Origin of the sequence: Kutzneria buriramensis, assembly GCF_003387475.1 — a bacterium.
GTDB classification, from domain to species: domain Bacteria; phylum Actinomycetota; class Actinomycetes; order Mycobacteriales; family Pseudonocardiaceae; genus Kutzneria; species Kutzneria buriramensis.
The window spans coordinates 42192-64820 of the sequence record NZ_QUNO01000028.1; the positions used below are offsets into that span (position 1 = coordinate 42192).

The 22629-nt window shown below is 71.1% G+C and carries 22 protein-coding genes, 1 tRNA gene and 1 pseudogene; 13 read left to right on the plus strand and 11 right to left on the minus strand.

Going from position 1 to position 22629, the window contains the following annotated elements; genetic code table 11:
* Positions 1 to 35 precede the first annotated feature (35 nt).
* The gene (locus tag BCF44_RS49645; protein ID WP_116181577.1) at positions 36 to 353 is read left to right on the plus strand and encodes a hypothetical protein; all 318 of its coding nucleotides are present in this window, start codon (positions 36 to 38) and stop codon (positions 351 to 353) included.
* Positions 354 to 390: 37 nt separating this feature from the next.
* Here BCF44_RS49645 and BCF44_RS49650 read toward each other — a convergent pair whose 3' ends face one another.
* From BCF44_RS49650 to BCF44_RS49670, 5 genes are all read right to left on the minus strand, one after another.
* Positions 391 to 711, minus strand: coding sequence for an EthD family reductase (locus BCF44_RS49650; RefSeq protein ID WP_116181578.1), 321 nt, complete (start codon positions 709 to 711; stop codon positions 391 to 393).
* Between the two features lie 119 nt (positions 712 to 830).
* Positions 831 to 2096 (minus strand): helix-turn-helix domain-containing protein, encoded by a 1266-nt coding sequence (locus BCF44_RS49655; RefSeq protein ID WP_116181579.1) that lies wholly within the window; start codon positions 2094 to 2096, stop codon positions 831 to 833.
* Positions 2097 to 2150: 54 nt separating this feature from the next.
* Positions 2151 to 3164: a hypothetical protein gene (locus BCF44_RS49660; RefSeq protein WP_116181580.1), complete on the minus strand. Its 1014-nt coding sequence runs from the start codon at positions 3162 to 3164 to the stop codon at positions 2151 to 2153.
* A gap of 287 nt (positions 3165 to 3451) precedes the next feature.
* Positions 3452 to 3907 (minus strand): nitroreductase family deazaflavin-dependent oxidoreductase, encoded by a 456-nt coding sequence (locus tag BCF44_RS49665; RefSeq protein WP_116181581.1) that lies wholly within the window; start codon positions 3905 to 3907, stop codon positions 3452 to 3454.
* A 92-nt stretch (positions 3908 to 3999) separates the two neighbouring features.
* A complete protein-coding gene (locus BCF44_RS49670; RefSeq protein WP_116181582.1) occupies positions 4000 to 4578 on the minus strand; it encodes a TetR/AcrR family transcriptional regulator in 579 nt (192 codons plus the stop codon).
* A gap of 85 nt (positions 4579 to 4663) precedes the next feature.
* Between BCF44_RS49670 and BCF44_RS49675 the strand changes: the two genes are divergently transcribed.
* The 3 genes from BCF44_RS49675 (at position 4664) to BCF44_RS49685 (ending at position 8968) form a co-directional block, all read left to right on the plus strand.
* Complete coding sequence (locus BCF44_RS49675) at positions 4664 to 5545, plus strand: SDR family oxidoreductase (RefSeq protein WP_116181583.1); 882 nt, start codon at positions 4664 to 4666, stop codon at positions 5543 to 5545.
* 64 nt (positions 5546 to 5609) lie between these two features.
* On the plus strand, positions 5610 to 7244 hold the full coding sequence (locus BCF44_RS49680; RefSeq protein ID WP_116181584.1) for an amidohydrolase: 1635 nt from the start codon (positions 5610 to 5612) through the stop codon (positions 7242 to 7244).
* 65 nt (positions 7245 to 7309) lie between these two features.
* On the plus strand, positions 7310 to 8968 hold the full coding sequence (locus BCF44_RS49685; protein WP_116181585.1) for an ArnT family glycosyltransferase: 1659 nt from the start codon (positions 7310 to 7312) through the stop codon (positions 8966 to 8968).
* Here BCF44_RS49685 and BCF44_RS49690 read toward each other — a convergent pair.
* The gene (locus tag BCF44_RS49690) at positions 8946 to 10382 is read right to left on the minus strand and encodes an MFS transporter (RefSeq protein WP_116181586.1); all 1437 of its coding nucleotides are present in this window, start codon (positions 10380 to 10382) and stop codon (positions 8946 to 8948) included. The two genes, BCF44_RS49685 and BCF44_RS49690, sit on opposite strands and share 23 nt — an antisense overlap.
* 115 nt (positions 10383 to 10497) lie before the next feature.
* On the opposite strand from BCF44_RS49690, the gene BCF44_RS49695 reads away from it, so the two are divergent.
* Genes BCF44_RS49695 through BCF44_RS49710 form a run of 4 tightly spaced genes read left to right on the plus strand, consistent with a single transcriptional unit; the run spans position 10498 to position 13781 of the window.
* Positions 10498 to 11718, plus strand: coding sequence for a cytochrome P450 (locus tag BCF44_RS49695; RefSeq protein WP_116181587.1), 1221 nt, complete (start codon positions 10498 to 10500; stop codon positions 11716 to 11718).
* A gap of 7 nt (positions 11719 to 11725) precedes the next feature.
* Positions 11726 to 12403 (plus strand): TetR/AcrR family transcriptional regulator, encoded by a 678-nt coding sequence (locus BCF44_RS49700; RefSeq protein ID WP_116181588.1) that lies wholly within the window; start codon positions 11726 to 11728, stop codon positions 12401 to 12403.
* Between the two features lie 2 nt (positions 12404 to 12405).
* Positions 12406 to 12606 (plus strand): ferredoxin, encoded by a 201-nt coding sequence (locus BCF44_RS49705; RefSeq protein WP_116181589.1) that lies wholly within the window; start codon positions 12406 to 12408, stop codon positions 12604 to 12606.
* Positions 12603 to 13781, plus strand: coding sequence for an NAD(P)/FAD-dependent oxidoreductase (locus tag BCF44_RS49710; RefSeq protein ID WP_116181590.1), 1179 nt, complete (start codon positions 12603 to 12605; stop codon positions 13779 to 13781). Before BCF44_RS49705 ends, BCF44_RS49710 begins: the two co-directional genes overlap by 4 nt.
* Here the strand turns inward: BCF44_RS49710 and BCF44_RS49715 are convergent, their stop codons facing one another.
* Positions 13782 to 14414 carry a TetR/AcrR family transcriptional regulator gene (locus tag BCF44_RS49715; protein WP_116181591.1) on the minus strand — a complete coding sequence of 211 codons (633 nt, stop codon included), beginning with the start codon at positions 14412 to 14414 and terminating at the stop codon, positions 13782 to 13784.
* A gap of 85 nt (positions 14415 to 14499) precedes the next feature.
* Here BCF44_RS49715 and BCF44_RS49720 point away from each other — a divergent pair, with 85 nt between their 5' ends.
* Positions 14500 to 16191, plus strand: a complete 1692-nt coding sequence (locus BCF44_RS49720; protein ID WP_116181592.1) for a TIGR03086 family metal-binding protein — start codon at positions 14500 to 14502, stop codon at positions 16189 to 16191.
* Between the two features lie 9 nt (positions 16192 to 16200).
* On the opposite strand, the gene BCF44_RS49725 is transcribed toward BCF44_RS49720, so the two are convergent.
* Positions 16201 to 16271, minus strand: a tRNA-Glu gene (locus tag BCF44_RS49725).
* 535 nt (positions 16272 to 16806) lie between these two features.
* On the opposite strand from BCF44_RS49725, the gene BCF44_RS49730 reads away from it, so the two are divergent.
* From BCF44_RS49730 to BCF44_RS49740, 3 genes are all read left to right on the plus strand, one after another.
* Positions 16807 to 17223 (plus strand): PPOX class F420-dependent oxidoreductase, encoded by a 417-nt coding sequence (locus tag BCF44_RS49730; protein ID WP_116181593.1) that lies wholly within the window; start codon positions 16807 to 16809, stop codon positions 17221 to 17223.
* Between the two features lie 85 nt (positions 17224 to 17308).
* Positions 17309 to 18691 (plus strand): helix-turn-helix domain-containing protein, encoded by a 1383-nt coding sequence (locus tag BCF44_RS59405; protein ID WP_211353608.1) that lies wholly within the window; start codon positions 17309 to 17311, stop codon positions 18689 to 18691.
* Between the two features lie 390 nt (positions 18692 to 19081).
* Positions 19082 to 19729, plus strand: a complete 648-nt coding sequence (locus BCF44_RS49740) for a hypothetical protein (protein WP_116181594.1) — start codon at positions 19082 to 19084, stop codon at positions 19727 to 19729.
* A 20-nt stretch (positions 19730 to 19749) separates the two neighbouring features.
* Here BCF44_RS49740 and BCF44_RS59045 read toward each other — a convergent pair whose 3' ends face one another.
* The 3 genes and pseudogenes from BCF44_RS59045 to BCF44_RS49750 all read right to left on the minus strand — a co-directional run bounded on the left by BCF44_RS59045 (position 19750) and on the right by BCF44_RS49750 (position 20757).
* Positions 19750 to 20100 carry a hypothetical protein gene (locus BCF44_RS59045; protein WP_342775747.1) on the minus strand — a complete coding sequence of 117 codons (351 nt, stop codon included), beginning with the start codon at positions 20098 to 20100 and terminating at the stop codon, positions 19750 to 19752.
* Between the two features lie 106 nt (positions 20101 to 20206).
* Positions 20207 to 20365 (minus strand): annotated as a pseudogene (locus BCF44_RS59050) (sugar kinase); the annotation flags it as partial.
* 104 nt (positions 20366 to 20469) lie between these two features.
* Positions 20470 to 20757 (minus strand): hypothetical protein, encoded by a 288-nt coding sequence (locus BCF44_RS49750; protein ID WP_116181595.1) that lies wholly within the window; start codon positions 20755 to 20757, stop codon positions 20470 to 20472.
* Between the two features lie 356 nt (positions 20758 to 21113).
* Here BCF44_RS49750 and BCF44_RS49755 point away from each other — a divergent pair, with 356 nt between their 5' ends.
* Positions 21114 to 22577, plus strand: a complete 1464-nt coding sequence (locus BCF44_RS49755; RefSeq protein WP_116181596.1) for an arabinofuranosidase catalytic domain-containing protein — start codon at positions 21114 to 21116, stop codon at positions 22575 to 22577.
* Positions 22578 to 22629 lie beyond the last annotated feature (52 nt).

Sequence of the window (22629 nt, forward strand, 5' to 3'; positions counted from 1 at the left end):
ACGAGGCGAGGTTCGCATCGACGCCGAACCGGCCAGTGCGCGGGCACGGCACCCTCGACAGGCCTGGCCAGGATCGGGTACAGCGGCTCGCGTTCGATTACGCGGCCAAGGCGGTGTCGGGGGTCCTGGGCAGCTACCACCTGGTCGACCCGGCCACGGGCAACGGTCTGTCGGTGGCGTTCTTCGAGGACGACACCGACCTGGCCGAGGTGCGGGCGGCCATCGCGCGGCGGGCCGAGGAGATCGGCCTGAACAGCGTGCCGCGGCCGACGCCGAAGTCGGAGACGATCTACCGGGTGATGCGAGCAGTTGAGCAGGGACGAACTGGCCTGCAACCGCTCGAACAGACGTGAGGCCGGCGGGCTCGACGTGCCCGCCAGCCGTCACGAGCTACAGCAGGGTGTCCTCGACAACGTCGGCGAATGCGATCATGAAGCCGCCGGTGGCGTGCTCACGGGTGGCGCCGACCAGGCTGCCCGCCGCCGCGGCGGCGGCGCTGGCCGCGGCGTAGTCGACGAAGTACAGGTCCAGCAAGCGGTACGCCGGGGTCGGGCTGCCGTCCTCCTTCGGCCAGACCGTCGACGCCTGGAGCCGAATCAGGCCGGGGAGCTGCCGCGCCAGCGCGAGCTGGTCGGGGTAGGCGGCCTCGAAGGCGGCCGGGTCGGTGGGGTTGGAATAGACGAAGCTGATCTTCGTCGGCCTGTCCGACATGGTGCGGTTGTCCTTCTGGTCGAGTTGTACAGCGTCCGGTGACGATGTCCCGGTGCAGTCGAGTCAACTCGCCGGGAACCGCCGGCACCACGCAGAACAACACGCAGAAGTAGCCGCGATCAGGTCCGCAGCCAAGACGTCACGGCCGCCGCCAACGCCTCGCGTTCGGCCGGGGATTCCTCCGCCTCGAGCCGCATGCGAGCAAACAGGCGGACCAGGTCGTGGAACCAGTACCGCCCAGCGGGACCGTCGAACAGCAGGCCGAGGTCGACGAGTTCGTCCAGGACATCCCACGCGACCTCGACCGGCACCTCGCCGACGACACCGGCCAGGGTGGCGTCGAAGTCCGGGCTCGGCACGACGGCCAGCCGCCGAAACATCCGGCGGGCGTCCTCCGCGAGCTGCTCGTACGACATCGCGAACGCGGTGGCGATCTTCAGATCGCCGGCCTTGAACTGGTCGAGGCGGTGCTCCTCGTCCGCCAATCGCGCCACCAGTCCGGCGGCATCCCAGCCGAGCCGGCTGACCAGCCGGTTCCCGATGATCCGCAGCGCCAGCGGCATGCCCTCGCACAGCTGGACGAGCCGGTCGAGCGCCGGTTCCTGGTCGGCGGCGCGCTCGCCCAGGATCCCGGTCAGCAGCTCGGTGGCCTCCGGCGACGACAGCGGGTCCAGGGCGAGCCGGCGTACGCCCTCCAAGCCGGCCAACAGCCGCCGGGCGGTGATCAGCGCCCGGCTCGCGCCGTCTCCCGGCAGCAGCGGGCGCACCTGTTCTTCCGACCCGGCGTTGTCCAGGACGACCAGCGCGCGCCGGTCCCGCAACACCGATCGGTACACCGAAGCACGCCCCGCGACGTCCGCGGGGATCTGCTCATCGGCGACACCGAGGGCGCGCAGCAGCAGCCGCAACGCGTCGGTAGCGGCCGCCGGATTCGGCGACATGCCCAGCAGATCAACGAAAAACACCCCATCGGGAAAACTCGGCCGCAGGGTGTGGGCCGCCCGGACAGCGAGCGTGGTCTTCCCCATACCTCCCGAACCGGTGACGAGCCCCACCACGCCGGCGCCCTCCACGTGGGCCAGCTCGCGCACCCAGGCCAGTTCCGCGGCACGGCCGGCGAAGTCGTCGACCAGCCGGGGCAGTTCGCACAGGCGGGCCGGGCGCGTCCAGTGGTCCCGCAGCCGGCCGTCACGCGCCAGCTCGACGAATTCCTTGCAGGAATCCCCTTCCAGGGCAAGCGCGTCGGCCAGGGCGGTGACCGTACGGTGCTGAGGCCCCCTGCTCCGCCCGCGTTCCATGTCCGACAAGGTCCGCGCGCTGACCCCCGACGCCTCGGCCAACTGCTCCAGCGTCAACCGCGCCGCGCGTCGATGACCGCGCAGCACTTCCCCGAAACCCCGATGCCCAGTGATGGACGCACCATATCGGACGGTCGCGGCTCAGCGTCGGCCGAACCGGAACCAACGACGCCCACGCCGGTCGGGCGCATACGACCGGGCCAGCTCCTGCAACTCCCGGATGCGCTCGGCCGGCACGGGTTCCGGCTCCTCCTGCCGCACGTTCACGAGCACGGCGGCCGCCAGCTCGGTCACGTGCGCATCCAGCCACGGACACGCCAGCACCAACTCCGTCAGCGACTCCAGGATCGTCACGGGCCGCGTATGGCTGGCCTTCTCGGCCTCGATCCACCGCATCGCCACCGTCGTGCCCGCATCACGCCGGAGCGCCGGATCCGCCCACGCCGCAGCGACCATCGCGAAGGCGGCGGCCTCGGTGATCCAGTCCTCGGGACCCAGGCACAACTCCGTCAGCACCTGCGCCCGGTGCGAACCGCGCCAGGGGTGCTCGACACCGTGCCACGCGATGCCGAGGCAGGCCATCACCTGCACGGACCTGATCCACACGTCGGGCCGCCGCTGGTGGTGCTCGTCCGGCGCCGGCGGATGCACCAGCACGCCGAGCAGGTCGTCGAGGGAGACGTCGGCCAGCACAGCTGCCCGCTCATGGACGGCGAGAATGTCCGGCCACGCCGGCACGGCCGCCGCACGCACCAGAGCCGCGAGCTCCGGTGACGGCGGCTTCACCGCGGCACGAGGCAGCATTCCCTTGTACTGCCACACCGCGACGCCGGCGCCCGGGTACAGCGGCTTGCGGGCATCCGGCTCGTCCACACCCTGCGGATGGAACTCCGCCCGCGGGAACACCATGTGGAACGCCAGCTGCGCGCTGGGCGGCTCGATCGTCGACGGCACCACCTGGAGCGGCGAATCGGAACCGTCGGGATACCGCTCCAGGAACTGGTACATCACGTCGACGGCGGCCTCGGTCGCGGCCGGAATCTTCCCCAGCCACCACCGGCCCCGGCTCCGCTCCGCCAACTCGGCGGCGACGCCATCGTTCGGCGCCTCCCGAAACTGGTCCGCCAACGCCAGCACACCGGCGTGATCGCTCATGCCCGTCCCTCCCCCGTTCCCGTCGAGGAGAATATCGGGCCCTGGACGCCCACCGGTTCCAAGGCCGGCACCCGGCAGAATCCGACCGCCATTCCGAACCAGAAGTCCCAGAACGCCGGCCCCGCCAACAACTTCCACGTGACTTCCCCGGCCGACCGGCCACCTTCCGGCATTTCGCCCTCCACGGATTCGCGTGTCCCGCACGGCTGACCAGCCGCACCCCACACACGAGTCCGTGCCCACCCCGGCCCGCTTGTCCTCGTACCCCGACCCCATCACCCACAGCGCTACTGGGGCCCGTCCGGCGGGGTGAGCAGAACGACCGGGATTTCGCGGCCGGTATTCTGCGCGTACTCGGCGTAGAGCGGGAACACGGCCACCATCTGCTCCCACAGGTTCGCTCGCTCGGCCGGAGACACGACGCGGGCGCTGGCGGTGAACCGGCGAGTGCCGACCTGCACGCCGACGCTCGGGTCCGCCGCGAGGTTCATGAACCAGGCCGGATCCTGCTCGGCGCCGCCCTTGGAGGCGACGACGACGTACTCGCCGCCCGAGGTGCCGTAGATCAGGCAGGTGCGGCGAGGGGTGCCGGTGCGACGCCCGGTCGTGGCGAGCACGAGCGTGCGCAGGCCGTCGCGCTCGTGGCCTTCCGTGCCGCCCGAGGCCAGGTACGTGCGGGTGTGCTCGGCGACCCAGTCCCACTGCGAGTCGGTGGCGCGATCGAGGTCCTCGGCGGTGGCCATGGCGCTGTCCTTCCGGTCGGTGATGCGGCCACGCCGGCCGCATCCGCCCCTGGGACGGAGCCGCCGAGCCGTTCTCGACATCCCCGCGCGGATCAACCGAGCGATGCGCTCGCGGCCCGTAGTTCGTCGAGGGCTTTCCGCAGGTGGGCGGCGAAGCCGTCCTCGGCGGCGCGGTCGCTTTCCGACCACTCGATGTACCCCCGCTTGAAGGCGAGGACGCCGAGCTCGCTGGCGAGGGCGGCGGTCGGATCGGGCACGCCGCGAGCGACCAGGGCGGCGGTCATCGCGGCCGCGAGGCTGACGCTCTTGAGGGCGTCGCGCTCCTGGAGTTCGGTGCTGGCGGCGACGGCGGCCTTCAGGCGCGGGGCGAGCTCCCGGCTCATCGGGCCCATCGCGGTCGAGGCCCGCTCCAGGCCGGCGGCGACCGCCTCGAGCGGGCTGGCGCCGGCCGGGGCCTCGGCGATGCCCTCGCTCAACAGCCGGCTCAGCGTCTCCTGCCCGGCGACCAGCAGCTCGCGCTTGTCGGGGAAGTGCCGGAAGAAGGTGCTCTTGGTGACGCCGGCGCGCTCGGCGATCTGCGCGACCGTCGTGGCGTCGTACCCCTGCTCGGTGAACAGGTCGACGGCCGCCATGACCAGGCGTTCGCGCGCTCCCGGCTCCCATCGACCCATGCCGTCATACTAGGCGATGGGACTTTTGTCCCATCACTCTGGTACGGTGACGGGACAAGAGTCCCATCACTCGCGGGAGAGTTCCATGCGCGTCTTCATCACCGGCGGCACCGGTCTGATCGGGTCCGCCGTCGTCGCCGAGCTGCTGAGCAACGGCCACTCCGTCCTCGCACTCGCCCGCTCCGACGCCTCCGCCCAGGCCGCCACGGCGGCCGGCGCCGAGCCGATCCGCGGCGGTCTGGCCGATCTGGACGTCCTGCGCACCGCCGCCGCCCAGGCCGACGGCGTGATCCACCTGGCCTTCGCCAACGACTTCAGCAGCCCCGAGGCCGTCGCGAACGCGGTCGCCGAGGAAAGCGCCGCCGTCGCCGCCCTCGGCGAGGCCCTGGTCGGCAGCGGTCGGCCCTTCGTCGTCTGCTCCGGCACGCCCGCAGTGCCGGGCCGCGCCTCCACCGAGGCCGACTCGGTTCCGAGCGAGGGTCCGGTCGGCGGTCGCGGCCGCACCGTGGCCGGGGTTCTGGACCTGGCCTCGCGCGGCGTCCGGAGCTCGGCCGTCCGCCTGCCGCGGACCGTCCACAACGAGGGCGCGGGCGGGTTCGCCGGCGTGCTGACCGGGATTGCCCGCCGGAGTGGAGTTTCCGGCTACCCCGGCGACGGCACGCAGCGCTGGCCGGCCGTGCACGCCCTCGATGCCGCCGTCCTGTTCCGACTCGCCCTGGAGCGCGCGGACGCCGGCACCTCCTGGCACGCCGTCGCCGACGAGGGCGACCAGGTGCGCGACATCGCGGCCGTCATCGGCCGGCGGCTGGGCCTGCCCGTCGAGTCCGTGCCGGTGGAGACCTACGGCCCGCTCGGCGTCATCTTCGCCGCCGACCAGCCCTCGTCCAGCGCCCACACCCGGCAGGCGCTCGACTGGGAGCCGAAGCACCCGAGCCTGCTGGCGGACCTGGAGAACATCCAGCCCTGATTGCTGGCGGCCTCGCGCCCGTGGTTGTCTGGGCCCGCGGCAACATCAAGGGTGAGGGCGTCGGATGATCGTCGATCTGGTCGTTGAGAACGGGCGAATCCACACCGGCGACCCGGAAACGCCCATTGTCGACGCACTGGCCGTCCTCGGCGGACGCGTCGTCGCCAGCGGCGCGGACGTCGAGGCTCTCCAGGCCCGTGACCGGGTCGACGCGCGCGGCCACGCGGTGCTGCCCGGCTTCAACGACGCGCACGCGCACAGTGTCTGGTTCGGCATGACGTTGCTGGAGACCGATCTCACCGCGGTGCAGTCCCTGGACGACGTGTACCGCACGATCGGGGACCGTGCCCGGGACGGCGGCCCCGATGACTGGATCATCGCCTCCGGCTTCAACCCCGTCCTGCTCCGCGGCGCGGTCCCGGACCGTGACGTGCTCGACCGGGTCAGCGGCGGCCGGCCGGTCTGGATCAAGCACGCCTCCGGCCACTCCTGCCAGCTCAACGGCGAGGGCCTGCGCCGCACCGCGGTGGGCGACCATCTCCACCAGGAGATCGACGGCGGCCGGATCGTCCTGGATGCGACCGGGCGACCCACCGGCGTCCTGGAGGAACGGGCGATGGCGTTCGTGCAGGACGTGCTGCTTCCCTACCGGTTGGACACGATCGAACGGGCCCTCGACCTGGCCACCGCGCAGTACGCCCGGGAGGGGCTGACCAGCGTCACCGACGCAGGTGTCGCCGGCGGCTGGATCGGGCACGCGCCGGGCGAGCTGGCGGCGTACCAGAACGCCCTGGAGCAGGGCGTGCTGCGCACCCGTATGCAGGTCATGCCGGTCATCGACGCGCTGTCCGCCCTGCCCGGGCACGCCGACGAACCCGCCCGCCTCGGCCTCGGCGCCGGCGTCCGCACGGGATGGGGTGATGACCGGCTGCAACTCGGCCCCGTCAAGGTCTTCACCGACGGATCGATCCTCGGCCGCACCGCCAGCATGAGCGACCACTACGAGGGCTGCCCCGACAACCACGGCTACCTCCAGGAGGACGAGGAATCCCTGCGCCGCCGGGTCCTGGACGCCTATGCCGCCAGCTGGTCGCTGGCGCTGCATGCGGTTGGCGACGCCGCACTAGACGTCGCGCTGGACATCATCGAGGAGGCGATCGCGCGGCACGGCCGACGCGGCGTGCCGAACCGGGTGGAACACGGCACGGTCGTACGGCCCGACCAGGTCGCCAGGCTCGCCGAGCTCGGGGTCGCCTGCGTCGTGCAGCCGAACTTCATCCCCGCGTTCGGCGAAGGCATGCGACGGGCCATCGGGGACGGCCGCAGCACCTGGTCCCATCGCGCCCGCAGCCTGCTCGACGCCGGCCTGCCGGTCGCGCTCAGCTCCGACCGCCCCGTCGCACCCGGCGCTCCCCTCGGCGGGATCCAGGCGTTCGTCGAACGTCTGACCGAGGAGGGACTGCCTTACGCACCAGCGGAACGCCTCACCGTCGAGGAGGCTGTCCGCGCCGCCACCGAGGGCTCCAGCCGAGTCACCGGCCAGCAGGACGGCAAGGGGCGCCTGGTGCCCGGGCAGCTCGCCGACATGGTCTTCCTCGCCGAGCACCCCGCGGACGTCGCGGTGCACGACATCCACGCCATCCCGGTGCTGGCGACCGCGGTCGGCGGCGTCTTCACGCACCGGCAGGGCGGGATTTGATTCGCGTTGCCCGACCCCGGAAACGGTGGCACGGTCGTGGTGTTGCAGCTGCGACCGGAGCGACGATGACGGTCACCCGTGGGCATATCCGCCGGGGCGGCGTGCGGACGAGCGACGCGCCGCCGGCCGGTGGCTGGGTTGATTGGCTGCGTCGGCACGGGCGATGGCCTGTCGTGGCGGCGCTGCTGGCTCAGCTGGCGGTCGCGATGATCACGGTGGCGGTGCAGCAGTCGCCGACGACCGACGAGCCGGTGTACGTGGGCACGGCGGTCGTCTACCTGGAGCAGCACAGCCTCCGCTACAACCCCGAGCATCCGCCGCTGGGCAAGTTGGTCATCGCGGCCGGGGTTGCCTTCGCGCACCCCCGGCTCGATCCGGCCTTCGTGGGTGACGAGACGCAGCTGGGCCGAAAGGTGCTGTACGAGTCCGGCAACGACCCGGCGCGGCTGATGCTGTTCGCCCGGCTGCCGGTGATCGTGCTGACGCTGTTGTTCGGGCTGGTCGTCTTCGCCTTCGCCAGCGATCTGGTCGGCCCCGTCGGCGGATTGCTGGCGCTCGGCCTCTACACGTTCTCACCGGACGTCATCGCGCACGGGTCGTTGGCGACGCTCGACGTGCCGGTGGCGGGATTCCTGTTGACGTCGGTCTGGCTGCTGTGGCGAGCCCGACGCCGTCCCACGCTGTGTCTCCCGCTCGCGGGAATCGCCCTCGGCGCGGCGGTGGCCACGAAGATGATCGCCCTTGCCGCGGTGCCGGTGCTGCTGCCGCTGGCCGCGCTCTCCATGTGGCATGCCCACCGCACGGTCCGGCTCGCGGCAGTGGCAACAGTCGCCGTGGCGGTGATCGCGATCGCCGTGGTGTGGGCGTCCTACCTCGCGGTGGATCCGTTGCTGCGCTGGGAAACGCCGCCGAACCTGCCCGCGGCCCACGGTCTGGGCACGCTCGTCGACTGGCTGCCGTTGCCCAAGCCGTACCGGGACGGGATGCGGCTCCAGTTCGGACTCGAGGACCAGGTGTGGGGCGGCTTCCTGTTCGGCCGGCACTACGTCGGCGCCCTCTGGTACTACCTGCCGGCCGCGCTGCTGGTGAAGGCGCCGCTGGGAATGCTGGCGCTGTGGCTGGCCGGCGCGGTCGTGCTGGTGGCGGTCCCGCGCCTGCGCCCCACAGCGCCCTACCTGCTCGCGCCGACCGCCGCGCTGATGGCCGCGACCATGACCAGCAACCGCGACCTCGGCGTCCGGTACGTGATCTTCGTGCCGATGTTCCTGGCGGTCGCGGCGGCCGGTGTGGTCGTCCTCCGCCGGCGGTGGGTTCACATCGCGGCGGCGGTTCTGGTCGTCTTCGCGGCGGTGAGCTCGCTGCGGACCTTCCCCTACTACCTGCCGTACTCGAACGAGGCGTTCGGCGGCCCGAGCCGGACCCATCTGAGCCTGCACGACTCCAACGTCGACTGGGGCCAGGATCTGGGCCGGCTGGCGGACCGGCTGAGGCAGCGCTACCCGGGCGACCGGGTCTGGCTCGTCTACAAGGGCGGCGGTCTGCCGTCGTACTACGGGATCCGCGCCGCCGACCCGCTCGCGGCCCCGCCGAACCAGGTGCACGGGCTGCTCGTCGTGTCGGATTCGGCCGTCGCCGAGGAGGACGACCGTCTCGTCGCGCTGATCGCCACCAGCACACCGATCGACGAGGTCGGCGACTCCATCACGATCTATCGCCGGCCATAGCCCGCTCCGGCACCGGCCGCGGACGGACGGGGCCTGTGCCGGGAATGAACGCGGCGATGGCGAGCGCGGCGAGCGCAGTTGCGCAGCCGAGCGCCATGACCAGGCGGAAAGCGCCTTCGGTGGGGATCGCCGCAGGACCGAAGCGCACGGTCAACTGGGCGAGGACAGCACCGGCGACGGCGCTGGAGACCGAGGTGCCGATGGCGCGCATCAGGGTGTTGAGGCTGTTGGCGGCCGCAGTCTCGGAGACCGGCACGGCACCCATGATCAGGGCGGGCATGGCCCCGTAGGCGAGGCCGATGCCGCCGCCGATCACGGCCGACACCAGCAGGAGCTGCCAGACGGCCGACATGAGGCCGACGCCGAGCCCGTAGCCGGCGGCGACGACGAGGGTGCCGAGCATGAGGGTGACCTTGGGACCGGCGGTCGACGTGATGCGCGCGGACAGCGGAGCGATCATAAGCATGACGAGCCCGGAGGGCACGAGCACGAGGCCGGTGACGAGCAGGCTCTGGCCGAGGCCGTGCCCCGTGGCCGCGGGAAGTTGCAGGATCTGCGGCAGCACCAGGGACATCGCGAACATGGCGAAGGCGAACACGGCCGAGGTGAGGTTGGTCAGCAGCACCTGACGGCGCGCAGTGGTGCGAAGGTCCACCAGCGGCGACGCCGTACGCAGTTCCCACCAGCCCCACAGCAGCAGCACGGCCGCCGCGGCACTGAACAGGCCGAGGGTGACGCCGCTCGTCCAACCCCAGGCCGCCCCCTTGGAAATCGCCAGCAGCAGGCAGACGAGCGCGGCCGACAAGCCTGCGGCGCCAACGAGATCGAACCGTCCACGGGCGCGTGTGCTGGACTCCGGCACGCACGTCGACACCAGCACGGTGACGAGCACACCGAGTCCGGCTGCCGTCCAGAACAGCACGTGCCAGTCGGTGTTCTCGGCCAGGAACGCGGCCGCCGGCAGACCGAGCGCGCCGCCGACGCCCAGCGACGCGCTCATCGTCGCGGTGGCCGAGCCGAGCCGTTCCGCGGGCAGCTCGTCCCGCATGATGCTGATCCCGAGTGGGATGACGCCGGCGGCGAGGCCCTGGAGCGCCCGCCCGACGATCATCGGCACGAGCGTGTCGCTGAGCGCCGCGACCACCGCGCCAGCGACCAGCAGCACCAGGCTGACCAGCAGCATCCGCCGCTTGCCGTACAGGTCGCCGAGCCTGCCGACCACCGGCGTCGCGACCGCGCCGGCGAGCAGGGTGGCGGTGATCACCCACGTGCTGTCGGCGGCGGAGGCGTGCAGCAGCGCCGGCAGCCGCGGGATGAGCGGGACGACCAGGGTCTGCATCAGCGAGACGACGATCCCGCCCAGGGCCAGCACCAGCACGACGAGGTTCGGGCGGACGGCGGGCAATCGGGACATGGGGGCCTCCGGTCACGGCTGGACGGACGGCGGCAGGTTAAGTCAGTCGCTTGACTTAATTCAAGTCGTCGGCCACCCTCGACGTCGGACCGGCATCCCGAGAAGGAGTTCAGAGATGACCCAGAGCGACGCCGAGCAGCTCCCCCGCTTCCCGTTCGAGACGCCCGCCGCGCTCGAGCCGCCGGCGCAGTGGGCCGAGTTCCGCGACCGGTGCCCGGTCGGTCGGGTGGTGCTGGCCAGCGGCGACGAGGCGACCCTGATCACCCGCTACGACGACGTCCGCGCGGTGCTGTCCGACCCGCGCTTCACCCGGCCGACGCCGCACGACGACGCCGCCCGGGTCGCCGACACCGAGTCCGGCGGCGTGTTCAACAGCGAGATGGCCACCGTGATCCCGCAGCACGGCCCGGCCCACCTGAACTGGCGCCGGATGATCGGCAAGTGGTTCACCGCCAAGCGGATGAACGCGCTGCGCCCGGGCATCGCCGCCATGGCCGAGCAGCTCATCGACGATATGGTGGCCAAGGGCGCGCCGGCCGACCTCAAGGCCTCGCTGGCCTTCCCGCTGCCGGTGTGGGTCATCTGCGACATGCTCGGCGTGCCGGACGCCGACCGGGACCGGTTCGCCCACTGGTCCGACGTCATGCTCAGCATGACCCGCTACAGCCAGGCCGAGTTCGACCAGGCGCAGGCCGAGTTCGGCCGGTACATGGGCGGGCACATCGCCGCCAAGCGCGCGGAGCCGGCCGACGACATCCTCAGCGCGCTGATCGCCGACACCGACGCGGACGGCGAGTCCTGGTCCGACGCGCTGCTCGCCGCCACCGGCATCGGCCTGCTCATCGCCGGCCACGAGACCACCGCGAACATGATCGCCAAGATGGTGGCGATGCTGCTGGCCGACCGCACCCGCTGGGAGCAACTGCTCGCCGACCCGTCGCTGGTGCGCACCGCCGTCGAGGAGGCGCTGCGGACGGACGCCAACGCCGGCGTCGGCATGGCCCGGTACATCACCGAGGACTTCGAGGTCGCCGGCACGGTGCTGCCCAGCGGCACCACCGCGATGTGCAGCATGGCGGCGGCCAACCGCGACGAGCGTGCCTTCGAGGAGGCCGCCGAGGTCGACCTGAGCCGCAGCCCCAACCCGCACCTGGCCTTCGGCGCCGGCGCGCACGCGTGCCTCGGCCAGCCGCTGGCCCGCACCGAGCTCCAGGTGACGCTGGAGGTGTTGCTGCGCAAGCTGCCGACGCTGGAACTCGACGTCCCCGCGGACGAGCTGCGCCGGGTCGAGGGGCTCGCCGTCGGCGGCCTGCGCGAACTCCCGGTTCGGTGGTGACGCCGTGATGGCCAAGGCGACGGGCAACGACGCCGGCAAGGCCGTGCGGGCCCACGCGACGCGTGAGGCGATCCTGGCCGTCGCGGAGCGGCTGTTCGCCGAGCAGGGGGTGCTCGCGGTGTCCAACCGGCAGATCGGCGAGGCCGCCGGGCAGGGCAACAACACCGCCGTCGGCTACCACTTCGGTACGAAGGCGGACCTGGTGCGGGCCATCGCCCGCAAGCACTCGGCGGCGATCGAGGAGGCCCGGCAGCGACTGGTGGGCGAGACCGGCGAGAGCGCGGACCTTCGGGCCTGGCTCGGCTGCCTGGTGCACCCGGTCGCCGAGCACCTCGCGGCGCTGGGCAGTCCGACCTGGTACGCCCGGTTCGCCGAGCAGGTGATGGCCGACCCCTCGCTGCGGCCGATCATCATCGACGAGTCGCAGTCGTCGCCGGCGATGGTGCGGATCGTGGACGGCCTGCGGCGGCGGCTGCCCGACCTGCCGGCCGAGGTCGTCGCCGAACGCAGTGACATGACCCGAATCCTGGTGCTGCACATGATGGCCGAGCGCGAACGTGCGCTGGCCGACCGGACCCCGACCCCGCGCGCCACCTGGCAGGAGGCCGCGACGGGCCTGATCGACGCACTGGTCGGCCTGTGGCAGGCACCGGTGACCACCCACCCGAACGAACGGAGCGAATGAACATGAAGGTCACCGTGGACGAGGAGAAGTGCTGCGGCGCCGGCACGTGCGTGCTGCTCGCGCCGGCCGTGTTCGACCAGCGCGACGAGGACGGCATCGTGATCCTGCTCGACGAGCGCCCCGGCGAGGACCTGCATGCGATCGTGCGGGAGGCCGCCAGTGTGTGCCCCGGCGCGGCGATCTCGGTCGGCGAGGACGCGTGAGCTCGCCTGCCGACGTGCTGGTGGTCGGCGCTTCGGCCGCCGGCCTCGCGACCGTGGAGGCCCTGCGCCGCAAGGGTTATTCCGGCCGTGTGACCGTCCTGGGGGCCGAGGCCCACCTGCCCTACGATCGACCGCCACTGTCCAAACAGGTCCTCGCCGGGGACTGGGAGCCCGAGCGCGCGCGGCTCCGTCCGCCGGACGCACTGTCCTCATTGGACGCAGAGTTCCTCCTCGGCGACTCGGCGGTCAGCCTGGACGCCGCCACCCGCACGGTCCGCACCGCGGCGGGCCGCGTGCTGACGGCGGAGGCGGTGGTGATCGCGACCGGACTGCGGCCACGAACGCTGCCCGGGCAGGAGAACCTGGCCGGCGTGCACGTCCTGCGCACTCTCGACGACACGTTGGCGCTGCGTGCGGACGTGTGGCCGGGTTCGCGGGTGGTGGTTGTCGGGGACGGCGTGCTCGGCTCCGAGATCGCGGCCACCTTGTCCGCCATGGGCGCACGCGTGACCCTCACCGGCCCGCAGCCCGCGCCGATGGCGATGCAGTTCGGCCCGCTGGCCGCGGGTCTGCTCGCGCGGCTGCACACCGAGCGTGGCGTCGAGCTGCGACTGGGCACCGCGACCATCGGGTTGGTTGGGAAGAACGGGCGGATCGCCGGCGTGCAGCTGGCGGATGGCACCGTCCTGCCGGCCGACGTCGTCGTGGTGGCGTTCGGCGCCGCGCCGGTGACGGAGTGGCTGTCGGGCAGCGGCTTGCGCTGCGACAACGGCGTGGTGTGCGATTCCCGCTGCCGTGCGGCGGACGGCATCTACGCCGCCGGTGACGTCGCGCGCTGGCACCATGAGACGTTCGACTCGTTGCTACGGCTGGAGAATCGCACCAACGCGACCGAGCAGGCGGTCGCCGTCGCCGGCAACATCCTCGGCGAGGACCGGCCGTACGCACCGGTGCCGTACTTCTGGACCAACCAGTTCGACGCCCGGATCCACGTGCACGGCCTGCTGCCCGCCGACGCGGAAGTGTCCATCGTGGACGGGTCGCCGGAGGACCGGCGGTTCGTCGCCGACTACCGCGTTGACGGCGAACTCGTCGGCGTGCTCGGCTGGAACATGCCGAAACAGGCCCGCCAGCGGCGTGCGGACATCGCCAGGGTGCTCACTCCGTCAGGCTGATCACCACCGGCCGGAGAGCTCGCCGGGGACGGGCGGCGGGCCGGGCAGCGGCTCGTCGGTGGCGAGGCCGAGGCCGTCGAGCAGCAGCGCGAGGTGGCGGTGGCGCAGCTGGCGGGTCCGTTCCGGATCGTCCGCCCGGACCGCGGCACAGCCCTCGAGGATCATCGGGACGTCGTGGACGACGACGTCGCGCCGAAGCCGGCCGCTCGCGTGCGCCCGGTCGACGAGCTCCGCCACCAGGTCGTTGGCCCGGACGGCCGAGGCGTGCATCTCGGGGGTGGGCGTGAACGTGCCGGCGAGGTGCACGGTCAGCGAGTGCACGTCGGCGTCGACGACCCGGCGGAGGAAGCCGGTCAGCGCGAGCCAGCCATCGGGCTCGAGGGCGGCGGCCTCGGCCTCGGCGATGAACAGCAGCAGGCCGTCGTGGCACAGCCGCCGCAGCAGGTCCTCCTTGCCCGGATAGCGCCGGTACAGGGCGCTGATGCCGACGCCGGCGCGCTCGGCGACGGCCGCGATCGGCGCCTTCGCGTCGGCGAGGAACACCTCGCGGGCGGCTTCCAGGATGACCAGGTCGTTGCGGGCGGCCTGGCCGCGGCGGCCCGGCAGGCCGGCGGGATCGAGCGTGGTCGACATGGGCCCACCCTAGCAGTGGAACGGATCATTCCGCTCTGCTACAGTTCGGAACGAAGCATTCCGTTCTGCCAGTCGAGGAGCAGTCATGACGGTCCCCGCCATCCACCCGTTCCGCGTCGAGGTCCCGCAGGCCGAGCTGGACGACCTGGCCGCCCGGCTGCGCCGCGCGCTGTGGCCCGACGAGCTGCCCGCCACCTACGGCGTCACCGGCGACCGGGTGCGTGGCCTGGCCGAGCGCTGGCTGGACGGCTTCGACTGGCGCGCCGTCGAGGCCCGGCTCAACGCCCTCCCTCAGTTCACCACCGAGATCGACGGCGAGACGATCCACTTCCTGCACGTCCGCTCGCCCCGCCCGGACGCGACGCCGCTGGTGCTCACCCACGGCTGGCCCGGCTCGGTGCTGGAATACCTGGACGTCGTCGGCCCGCTCACCGAGCCGCCCGCCGGGCAGCCGGCCTTCCACCTGGTCATCCCGTCCCTGCCCGGCTTCGGCTTCTCCGGCCCGGTCCGCGCCGCCGGCTGGGACCGCTACCGCACCGCACGAGCCTGGGCGGAGCTGATGGCCCGGCTCGGCTACGACTCGTACGGGGCGGTCGGCAACGACGCCGGCTCGATGATCTCCCCCGAGCTGGGCCGGATCGACGGCGAGCACGTCGTCGGCGTGCACGTCACGCAGCTGTTCTCGTTCCCGTCCGGCGACCCGGCCGAGTTCGCCGGCCTCAGCGACGCCGACCAGGCGGCGCTCGCGCACCTCAAGTGGTTCCAGGACGAGATGTTCTCGTTCAACCTGCTGCACAGCCAGCAGCCGCACACCCTCGCCTTCGCGCTGGCCGACTCGCCGCTGGGGCTGCTGGCGTGGAACGCCCAGCTGTTCGGCGAGCACCTCGATGCCGACTTCGTGCTGGCCAACGTCGCCCTGTACTGGCTGACCCGCACCGCGGGCTCGGCGATCCGCTTCTACTACGAGGAAGCGCACTGCACCGAGCAGCCCGCCGGGCCGACGACCACGCCGACCGGCCTCGCGATGTTCAAGGGCGACTTCCAGTCGATCCGCCGGTTCGCAGAGCGCGACCACGCGAACATCGTCAGCTGGAACTCCTACGACGCCGGGCTTCCGACCGGCGGGCCGCGCGACGCCGCCGGCCATTACGCCGCACACGAGGCGACGGACCTGCTGGTCGGCGACATCCGCCAGTTCTTCGCCGCGCTGTCCGGAAGGTGGCCGGTGCTCGACGAGGCGCACCGCGCGCTGCGCCAGGCCGTCCGCGGGGTCACCGACTGGACGCTGCCCACGCCGTGCGCCGACTGGAACGTGACGCAGGTGTTCCAGCACGCGACCTGCGACCAGCTCGGCTACGCGGCGACCCTCACCGGGCACGGCTTCCCGAGCGAGAACCCGTTCGCCCCGTCCGGTCACCTCGACGGCGAGCCGCTTTCCCTGCTGGCGCCAGCGCTGATCGCGTCCGCGGCGGCCTTCGCTGCGGTGCCCGCCGACGCTACGGAGGTGCCAACCCCGCTGCCGATCGGTCCACTGTCGGCGGAGGTCGCCATCGGAGCCTGCGCGCTGGACGCAGCGGTGCATGCGTGGGACATCGCCGTGGCGACCGGCCAGCCGTCACCGTTGTCGGACGAGTTGGCGACGGCGCTGCTCGCGGTGGCCAAGCAGGTCGCCGAGCCGTTGCGGCCCTTCGCCTACGGACCTGCGTTGCCCGGGGCCGACGGACCCGTCGGCAGCCTGCTCCGGTACCTCGGCCGCGATCCCGAGTGGAATGCGTGACCTCACATGTAGCGCGTACGGGAGTCGAACCCGTGCCACCGATTTGAGAGACCGGTGCCCTACCGTTAGACCAACGCGCTGTGGAGAACACCGTTGCCGGGTCCTCCGGGATGCCCCACCGCCGAGTCCGGCGGTGGGGCTTGAAAGTCGGGCGCCCGCGAGTCGAACGCGGTAACTCCTGAACCCAAATCAGGCGGGTTGGCCGTCTCCCTCGCGCCCGGCCGCAGCCCCAGGGAATAGGTTTCACACACCGTTCCCGAGAAATCATTCGAGCACACGAAACGAAGAGAGCCGCCCGGATCGGTTTCCCGATGGGCGGCTCCCTCGACGTGACTAGTTCCAGGTCACGGCGGGGAGCACTCGTTCGCCGGGGATTCGGCGAACGGGTTTTCACGACCGGTCGACGGGCGCGGGGCAGCGAACGCGGCACCCCGGTTCGGGCGCTGCACACCTCGCTGTCGCGTGTTCGTCATGACCTCTCCTCCGTCGGTATGGATTCATACTCACGCGTCGCCCAGGCCGAGTCAATCCTATTTGAAGACGTCGGCGAATTGTGACGGCAAGGCGCAGCCAGCGCGGTCGGCCGAGATGCGGCATCATGGGGTGGTGCGAGAAATGACCAGGCAGCAGGCGATCGACTTCCTCTTGACCGGCACCCGCACCGGCAAGCTCGCCACCGCCTCCCCGTCCGGCGCCCCGCATGTCGCCCCCGTGTGGTTCACCGTCGACGGCGACGACATCGTGTTCACCACCGGAGGCGGCAGCCTCAAGGGGCGGCACCTGACCGCCAATCCGCGAGCCATGCTCACCGTGGACAGCGAGGAGTTCCCGTTCGCCTTCGTCTCGGTGCGCGGCGAGGTGGTCGTCGAGGAATCCCCCGACGACCTCCTCGCCTGGAACATCCGGCTCGCCGAGCGGTACGTGCCCGCGGGGCAGGCGGAGGACTACGGCCGGCGCAACTCCGGGCCGGGCATCCTGCTCTGCCGGCTGCGGATCGACCGGCTCGTCGGCAGTGCCGACATCGCCATCTAGTGCTCTGTCCATGAACGTTGGCCGGTCCGGCGACACGCCGGTCAGCGTTCGGCGCTGGTGATCGGCATGCGGTCGGGCTGAGTGGATGGCAGATCCGGTCCGGGTGCGCAGGCTGACCGATCATGAGGGTCAGCGGCTGCAGCAGATCGCGCGAAGAGGAACAGGCTCCGCGGTGCGGTTGCGCCGGGCGATGGTGGTGCTCGCGTCGACCGGCGGGAACACCGTCCCGGCGATTGCGCGGCTGGTCCAGGGCGACGAGGACGCGATCCGTGGCGTGATCCACCGGTTCAACGAGACAGGCATGGCCAGCCTGGACCCTCAGTGGGCGGGTGGCCGTCCCCGCCTGATCAGCCCTGAAGACGAAGCCTTCATCGTCGCGACGGCCACCACCCGACCGAAGACACTCGACCGGCCGTTCACCCGCTGGAGCCTGCGCAAGCTCGCCGCCTACCTGGCCCGCAACCCGCGGCGTGTGGTGCAGGTCGGGCGGGAACGGCTGCGGCAGTTTCTCCACAAACACGAGATCAGCTTCCAGCGCACGAAGACCTGGAAAGAGTCCAACGACCCCGACCGGGACGCGAAGCTGGCCCGGATCGAGCACGTCACCAGCAGGTTCCCGGACCGGGTGTTCGCCTTCGACGAGTTCGGCCCACTGACCATCCGTCCCCACCTGGGAGCCGGCTGGGCCCGCACGAGCCATCCGGACCGGCTGCCCGCGAACTACCACAAACTGCACGGTGTCCGGCAGTTCCACGGCTGCTACTCCGTCGGCGACGACACCCTCTGGGGTGTCGTGCGCATCAGGAAGTCCGCCAGCAACACCCTGGCCGCGCTGAAATCGATCCGCGCCCGCCCGCCCGGACGGAGCACCGATCTACATCATCCTGGACAACCTCTCCGCCCACCGCGGCCAGCCAATCCGCACCTGGGCCGCCCGCAACAACGTCGAACTGTGCTTCACCCCGACCTACTCCTCGTGGGCCAACCCGATCGAGGCGCACTTCGGGCCGCTGCGCACCTTCGTCATCGCCGGATCGAACCACCCCAACCACCCGGTGCTGACACGACGGCTGCACGACTATCTGCGCTGGCGCAACACCAACGCCCGGCATCCCGACGTCCTCGCCGCCCAACATCGGGAACGCGCACGCATCCGCAGCGAGAAGGGCATCCGCTGGAGCGGGCAACACCTCACCCCAGCCGCCTGACCAACCCGGCCAACCTAACTGACCAGGGCACTAGCCAACGCCGCTCGCACGACCGACACCAACCCCGCACCTCGCGCGATCACCGAACGCCCACCGAAACAAGCCGACGAGCAGATGCCTGTCACGGAATCCGTCACGGAACCAGTCGCAACAGGAGTGCGTCCAGTGACACGCGAAGACATGATCGATGTGGATACAGTTCGGATCGAGCGCGGCGCAGACTTCGAGTCTTCGGGCACCTATTGGGTGCTGGCCGGTGACTCGGTCCTGCTCGGCTACCTCGCGCGAGACAGGCGACGCCGCTGGGAAGCAAGGACAGCATCTACGTCACTCACAGTCCCCGGCGGGCCGTGGCGCACTCGGCACGATGCGCTCGTCGGACTACTGCTCAATGGCGGCATCCGCACCACGGAGGCACAGAGCCGGAGGCCGTGATGATGCATCCGGAGGCCCCCGGGCGAGAGGGCTGCGGTGACAAAGCGCGGGCGACAAGCCGGCTTGGCGGGGTACAAGCCGCCGGCGGTGGAAGCGTTTCGACCACGAACAAAACGGCTTGCCGCGGCCCGGCAGCCCCTGCAAGGCTGGAACATGCAGCCAGGAGTCGTCACGCGTTGACGCCACTCGCTGCGTCGACCACGAGGGGGTAGCTCATGCGAAAAAGGCTGGTCACCCGAATGACGGGAATCGCCGCGCTCTGTGCTCTGCTGATGACTCCACTGACGACGGCGACCGCGAACGCCGCCGCGGCCCCTGCGGCCGGTGCCGCGTCCGCGGCACCCCAGTTCGCCGAGATCGGCGCCGTACCCGTGCCGGACAGCGTGCGCGCGGATCTCAGCGCCGCCCTGACCAGGGCCGAGCGGCAGCGTGCCGCGCAACCTTCGGACATCCAGTCGCAGAATGTCTGCTACGCGGTCTCCATCTCCAATCACCCCAACAACGGCTGGACCTCCGCCGAGTGCAACGCCACGATCCTCGGGGATTACCGCAACCAGATCGAGGCGATCGAAATTATCGTGTCGCCCGATGTCGGCGAGGTCGGGTACGACACCCACATCGAGAACATCGGCTGGCAGGGGTACAGGTACAACGGTGCGGTGGCCGGCACAGTCGGCAGCGCCCTGCGGATGGAAGCATTCCGGGTCTGGCTCGTCGGCAGCAGCAACCCCGACCTCCACATCAACTACAACGTCTATCTGCCCGACTTCAACGGCTGGCAGCGACCCGCCGCTATTGACGGCCAGGTCGCAGGCACTACCGGCGCCAGCGAACCGATCACCGCGCTCTGGATCAACATCTGATCCGACTCGGCCCAGCCCGATCACCGCTGGCGCGCTGGCAAGGCGTGGGCGGTGACTCGGGTGGCCGGGTAGAGATCCAGGTACAGCTGGTAGAGCTGGTCGTAATCGGCGGCGCGGCCGGGGTTGGGTTCGATGGTGCGCGCGACCGGGTTCCAGCTGTCGATGTCGCGCGGCTTCGCCGCCCCGGTGCCGACCGCGGCGAGGAACGCGTCGCCGTAGGCGGCGCCGATCGTGTGTCGGGGCAGATCTTTCCGACGGGGCAGATCCTTCCGACGGTGCAGCACATCCGAGACGATCTGCGTCCACAACGCCCCGGTGGTGCCGCCGCCCACCGCGACCAACCTGCGCAGCTCTCCCCCGGTCGCGGCCATCGCGGCGAGGTCGTGCCGGACGCCGAACGCGGTGGCCTCCAGCGCGGGCGCGGTAGAGGTGGCCCCGGGTGTGCCGGATGGTCAGGCCGACGACGACCCCGCGGGCGTCCGGATCGAACAGCGGGGTTCGCTCGCCCGCGAAGCAGGGCAGCATCAGCAGGCCGTCCGCACCGACGCCCGCCTCGGCCGCTTCGGTGACCAGGGTGGGGAAATCGGCTCGGGTGAGGTCGCCGAGCCAGCCGGTGATCGCACCGGAGGTGGCCATGCCGGCGGCGAGGTTATAGGTCTCCGGGAAGGCGCCGACGGTGCCCACATGTGCGCGGAGTTCGCCCGTTCGGCCAGCACCGGCCAACGTTCATGGACAGAGCACTAGCTGGTGCGCGCGGTCCAGTCGTCGTTGGCGTGGACGATGCCCAACGCCATCGACGGGCAGTCGAAGGCACTGCCGGGCCGAGGGGCGTCGAGGCTGGAGTTGCTCGGCGCGGCCGGCACCCGGGACACCTTGACGCCGGAGGCCTCGATCGTCTTGCCGCTCAGGTCGCGGCAGTAGCTGCCGGACGCGGTGTAGACCTCGAAGAAGTCCCAGCTGGAAACGGGAATGTCCTTCTGCCCGCTGCTGGTGTGGAACACGTCCCACGCGCGCGTCCGGTAGTTCATCAGGCACACGGTCCAGGTGTTGGCCGTGGTCGACGTGCGGTGTTCCCGGCACCACTCCCCCGGCCGGCGCGCCGGTCGTCATCGAGAGCACGAGCATGAGCGCTGCCACGTCGTGCAGCTCCGTCTGCGTGCGGATGGAACTTTCACGGCGCCACCGCCATAAGTAGTACCCATTTCGACGCCTACCAGCGGCAACAGTGATCGGGGCGCGAGGGTAGGGACACTCATCTTGTTGTCGCCAGGTGTACGTGCTGTGCTGGACGTCGCGGGCAGTCCATCCACGATCGGGATGGCACCCACACATGAGTCGCACACATCCGCCGATCGCACCCGGCCGTGAACAAGGGAGTTCACCTATGGTCTCTCGAACGTGGACGCGTCGTGCCGCCAAGATCCTGGCAGCGATCGCGGCGACGCTCCTCGCGACCGGCGGAGCCGTGGGCGCGGCACCGGCCGCTTCCCAGGGACCGTGTGACATCTACGCCGCCGGTGGGACGCCGTGCGTGGCCGCACACAGCACGACCCGCGCGCTGTACGGCGCGTACAGCGGTTCCCTGTACCAGGTGCGACGCTCGTCCGACAACGCGACTCGGGACATCGGGGTCACCAGCGCGGGCGGGTATGCGGACTCCGGCGCGCAGGACTCCTTCTGCGCCGGCACGACGTGTCTCATCACGATCATCTACGACCAGTCCGGCAAGGGCAACCACCTCACCCAGGCGCCCGCCGGCGGCGCGGCCGGCGGACCGGACAACCTGGCCAACGCCACCGCGGCGCCGACGAGCCTCAACGGGCACAAGGCCTACGGCGTCTACGTGGCCGCCGGCACCGGCTACCGCAACAACCACACCACGGGCATCGCCACCGGCGACCAGCCCGAGGGCATGTACGCGATCTTCGACGGCACGCACTTCAACGGCGGCTGCTGCTTCGACTACGGCAACGCCGAGACGAACAGCAACGACGACGGCAACGGCACCATGGAGGCCATCTACTTCGGCAACATCCGAGTGTGGGGCTACGGCGCGGGCAATGGCCCATGGATCATGGCCGACCTGGAGAACGGCCTGTTCTCCGGCGTGAACCAGCACTACAACGCCAACGACCCCACCATCAACTACCGCTACACCACGGCGATCATCAAGGGCGGCCCGAACCAGTGGGCCATCCGCGGCGGCAACGCCCAGTCCGGCGGCCTGTCCACGTTCTACAGTGGTCCCCGCCCCAACGTGTCGGGCTACAACCCGATGCGCAAGCAGGGCGCGATCATCCTCGGCACCGGCGGCGACAACAGCAAGGGAGCCGTCGGCACCTTCTACGAAGGCGTGATGACCTCCGGCTACCCGTCCGACGCCACCGAGGACGCGGTGCAGGCCAACATCACCGCGGCCGGATACAACAACAGCGGCGGTGGTGGCGGAACGAGCACCGGTCCGCTGCACGCGGTCGGCGCGGGCAAGTGCCTCGACGTGCCGAACTCGACCACCACGCCGGGCACACAGCTGCAGATCCACGGCTGCAACGGCCAGCCGAACCAGTCCTGGACGCACAGCTCGTCGAACGAGCTGACCGTCGCGCTCGGCGGCACGACGCTGTGCATGGACGCCTACGGCAACCAGACGAGTCCGGGCACGAAGGTGGAGACCTGGTCCTGCAACGGCCAGACCAACCAGGAGTGGACGTTCAACGCCGACGGCACGATCACCGGTGCGCAGTCGGGGCTGTGCCTGGACGTGACAGGAGCGTCCACCGCCGACGGGGCGCTCGCCGAGCTGTGGACCTGCAACGGCGGCAGCAACCAGCAATGGACGCTCGGCTAGGCGTCTGTCCAAGGTAGACATCAGTCGGCGCGGCCGCCTTCCGCCGCGCCCC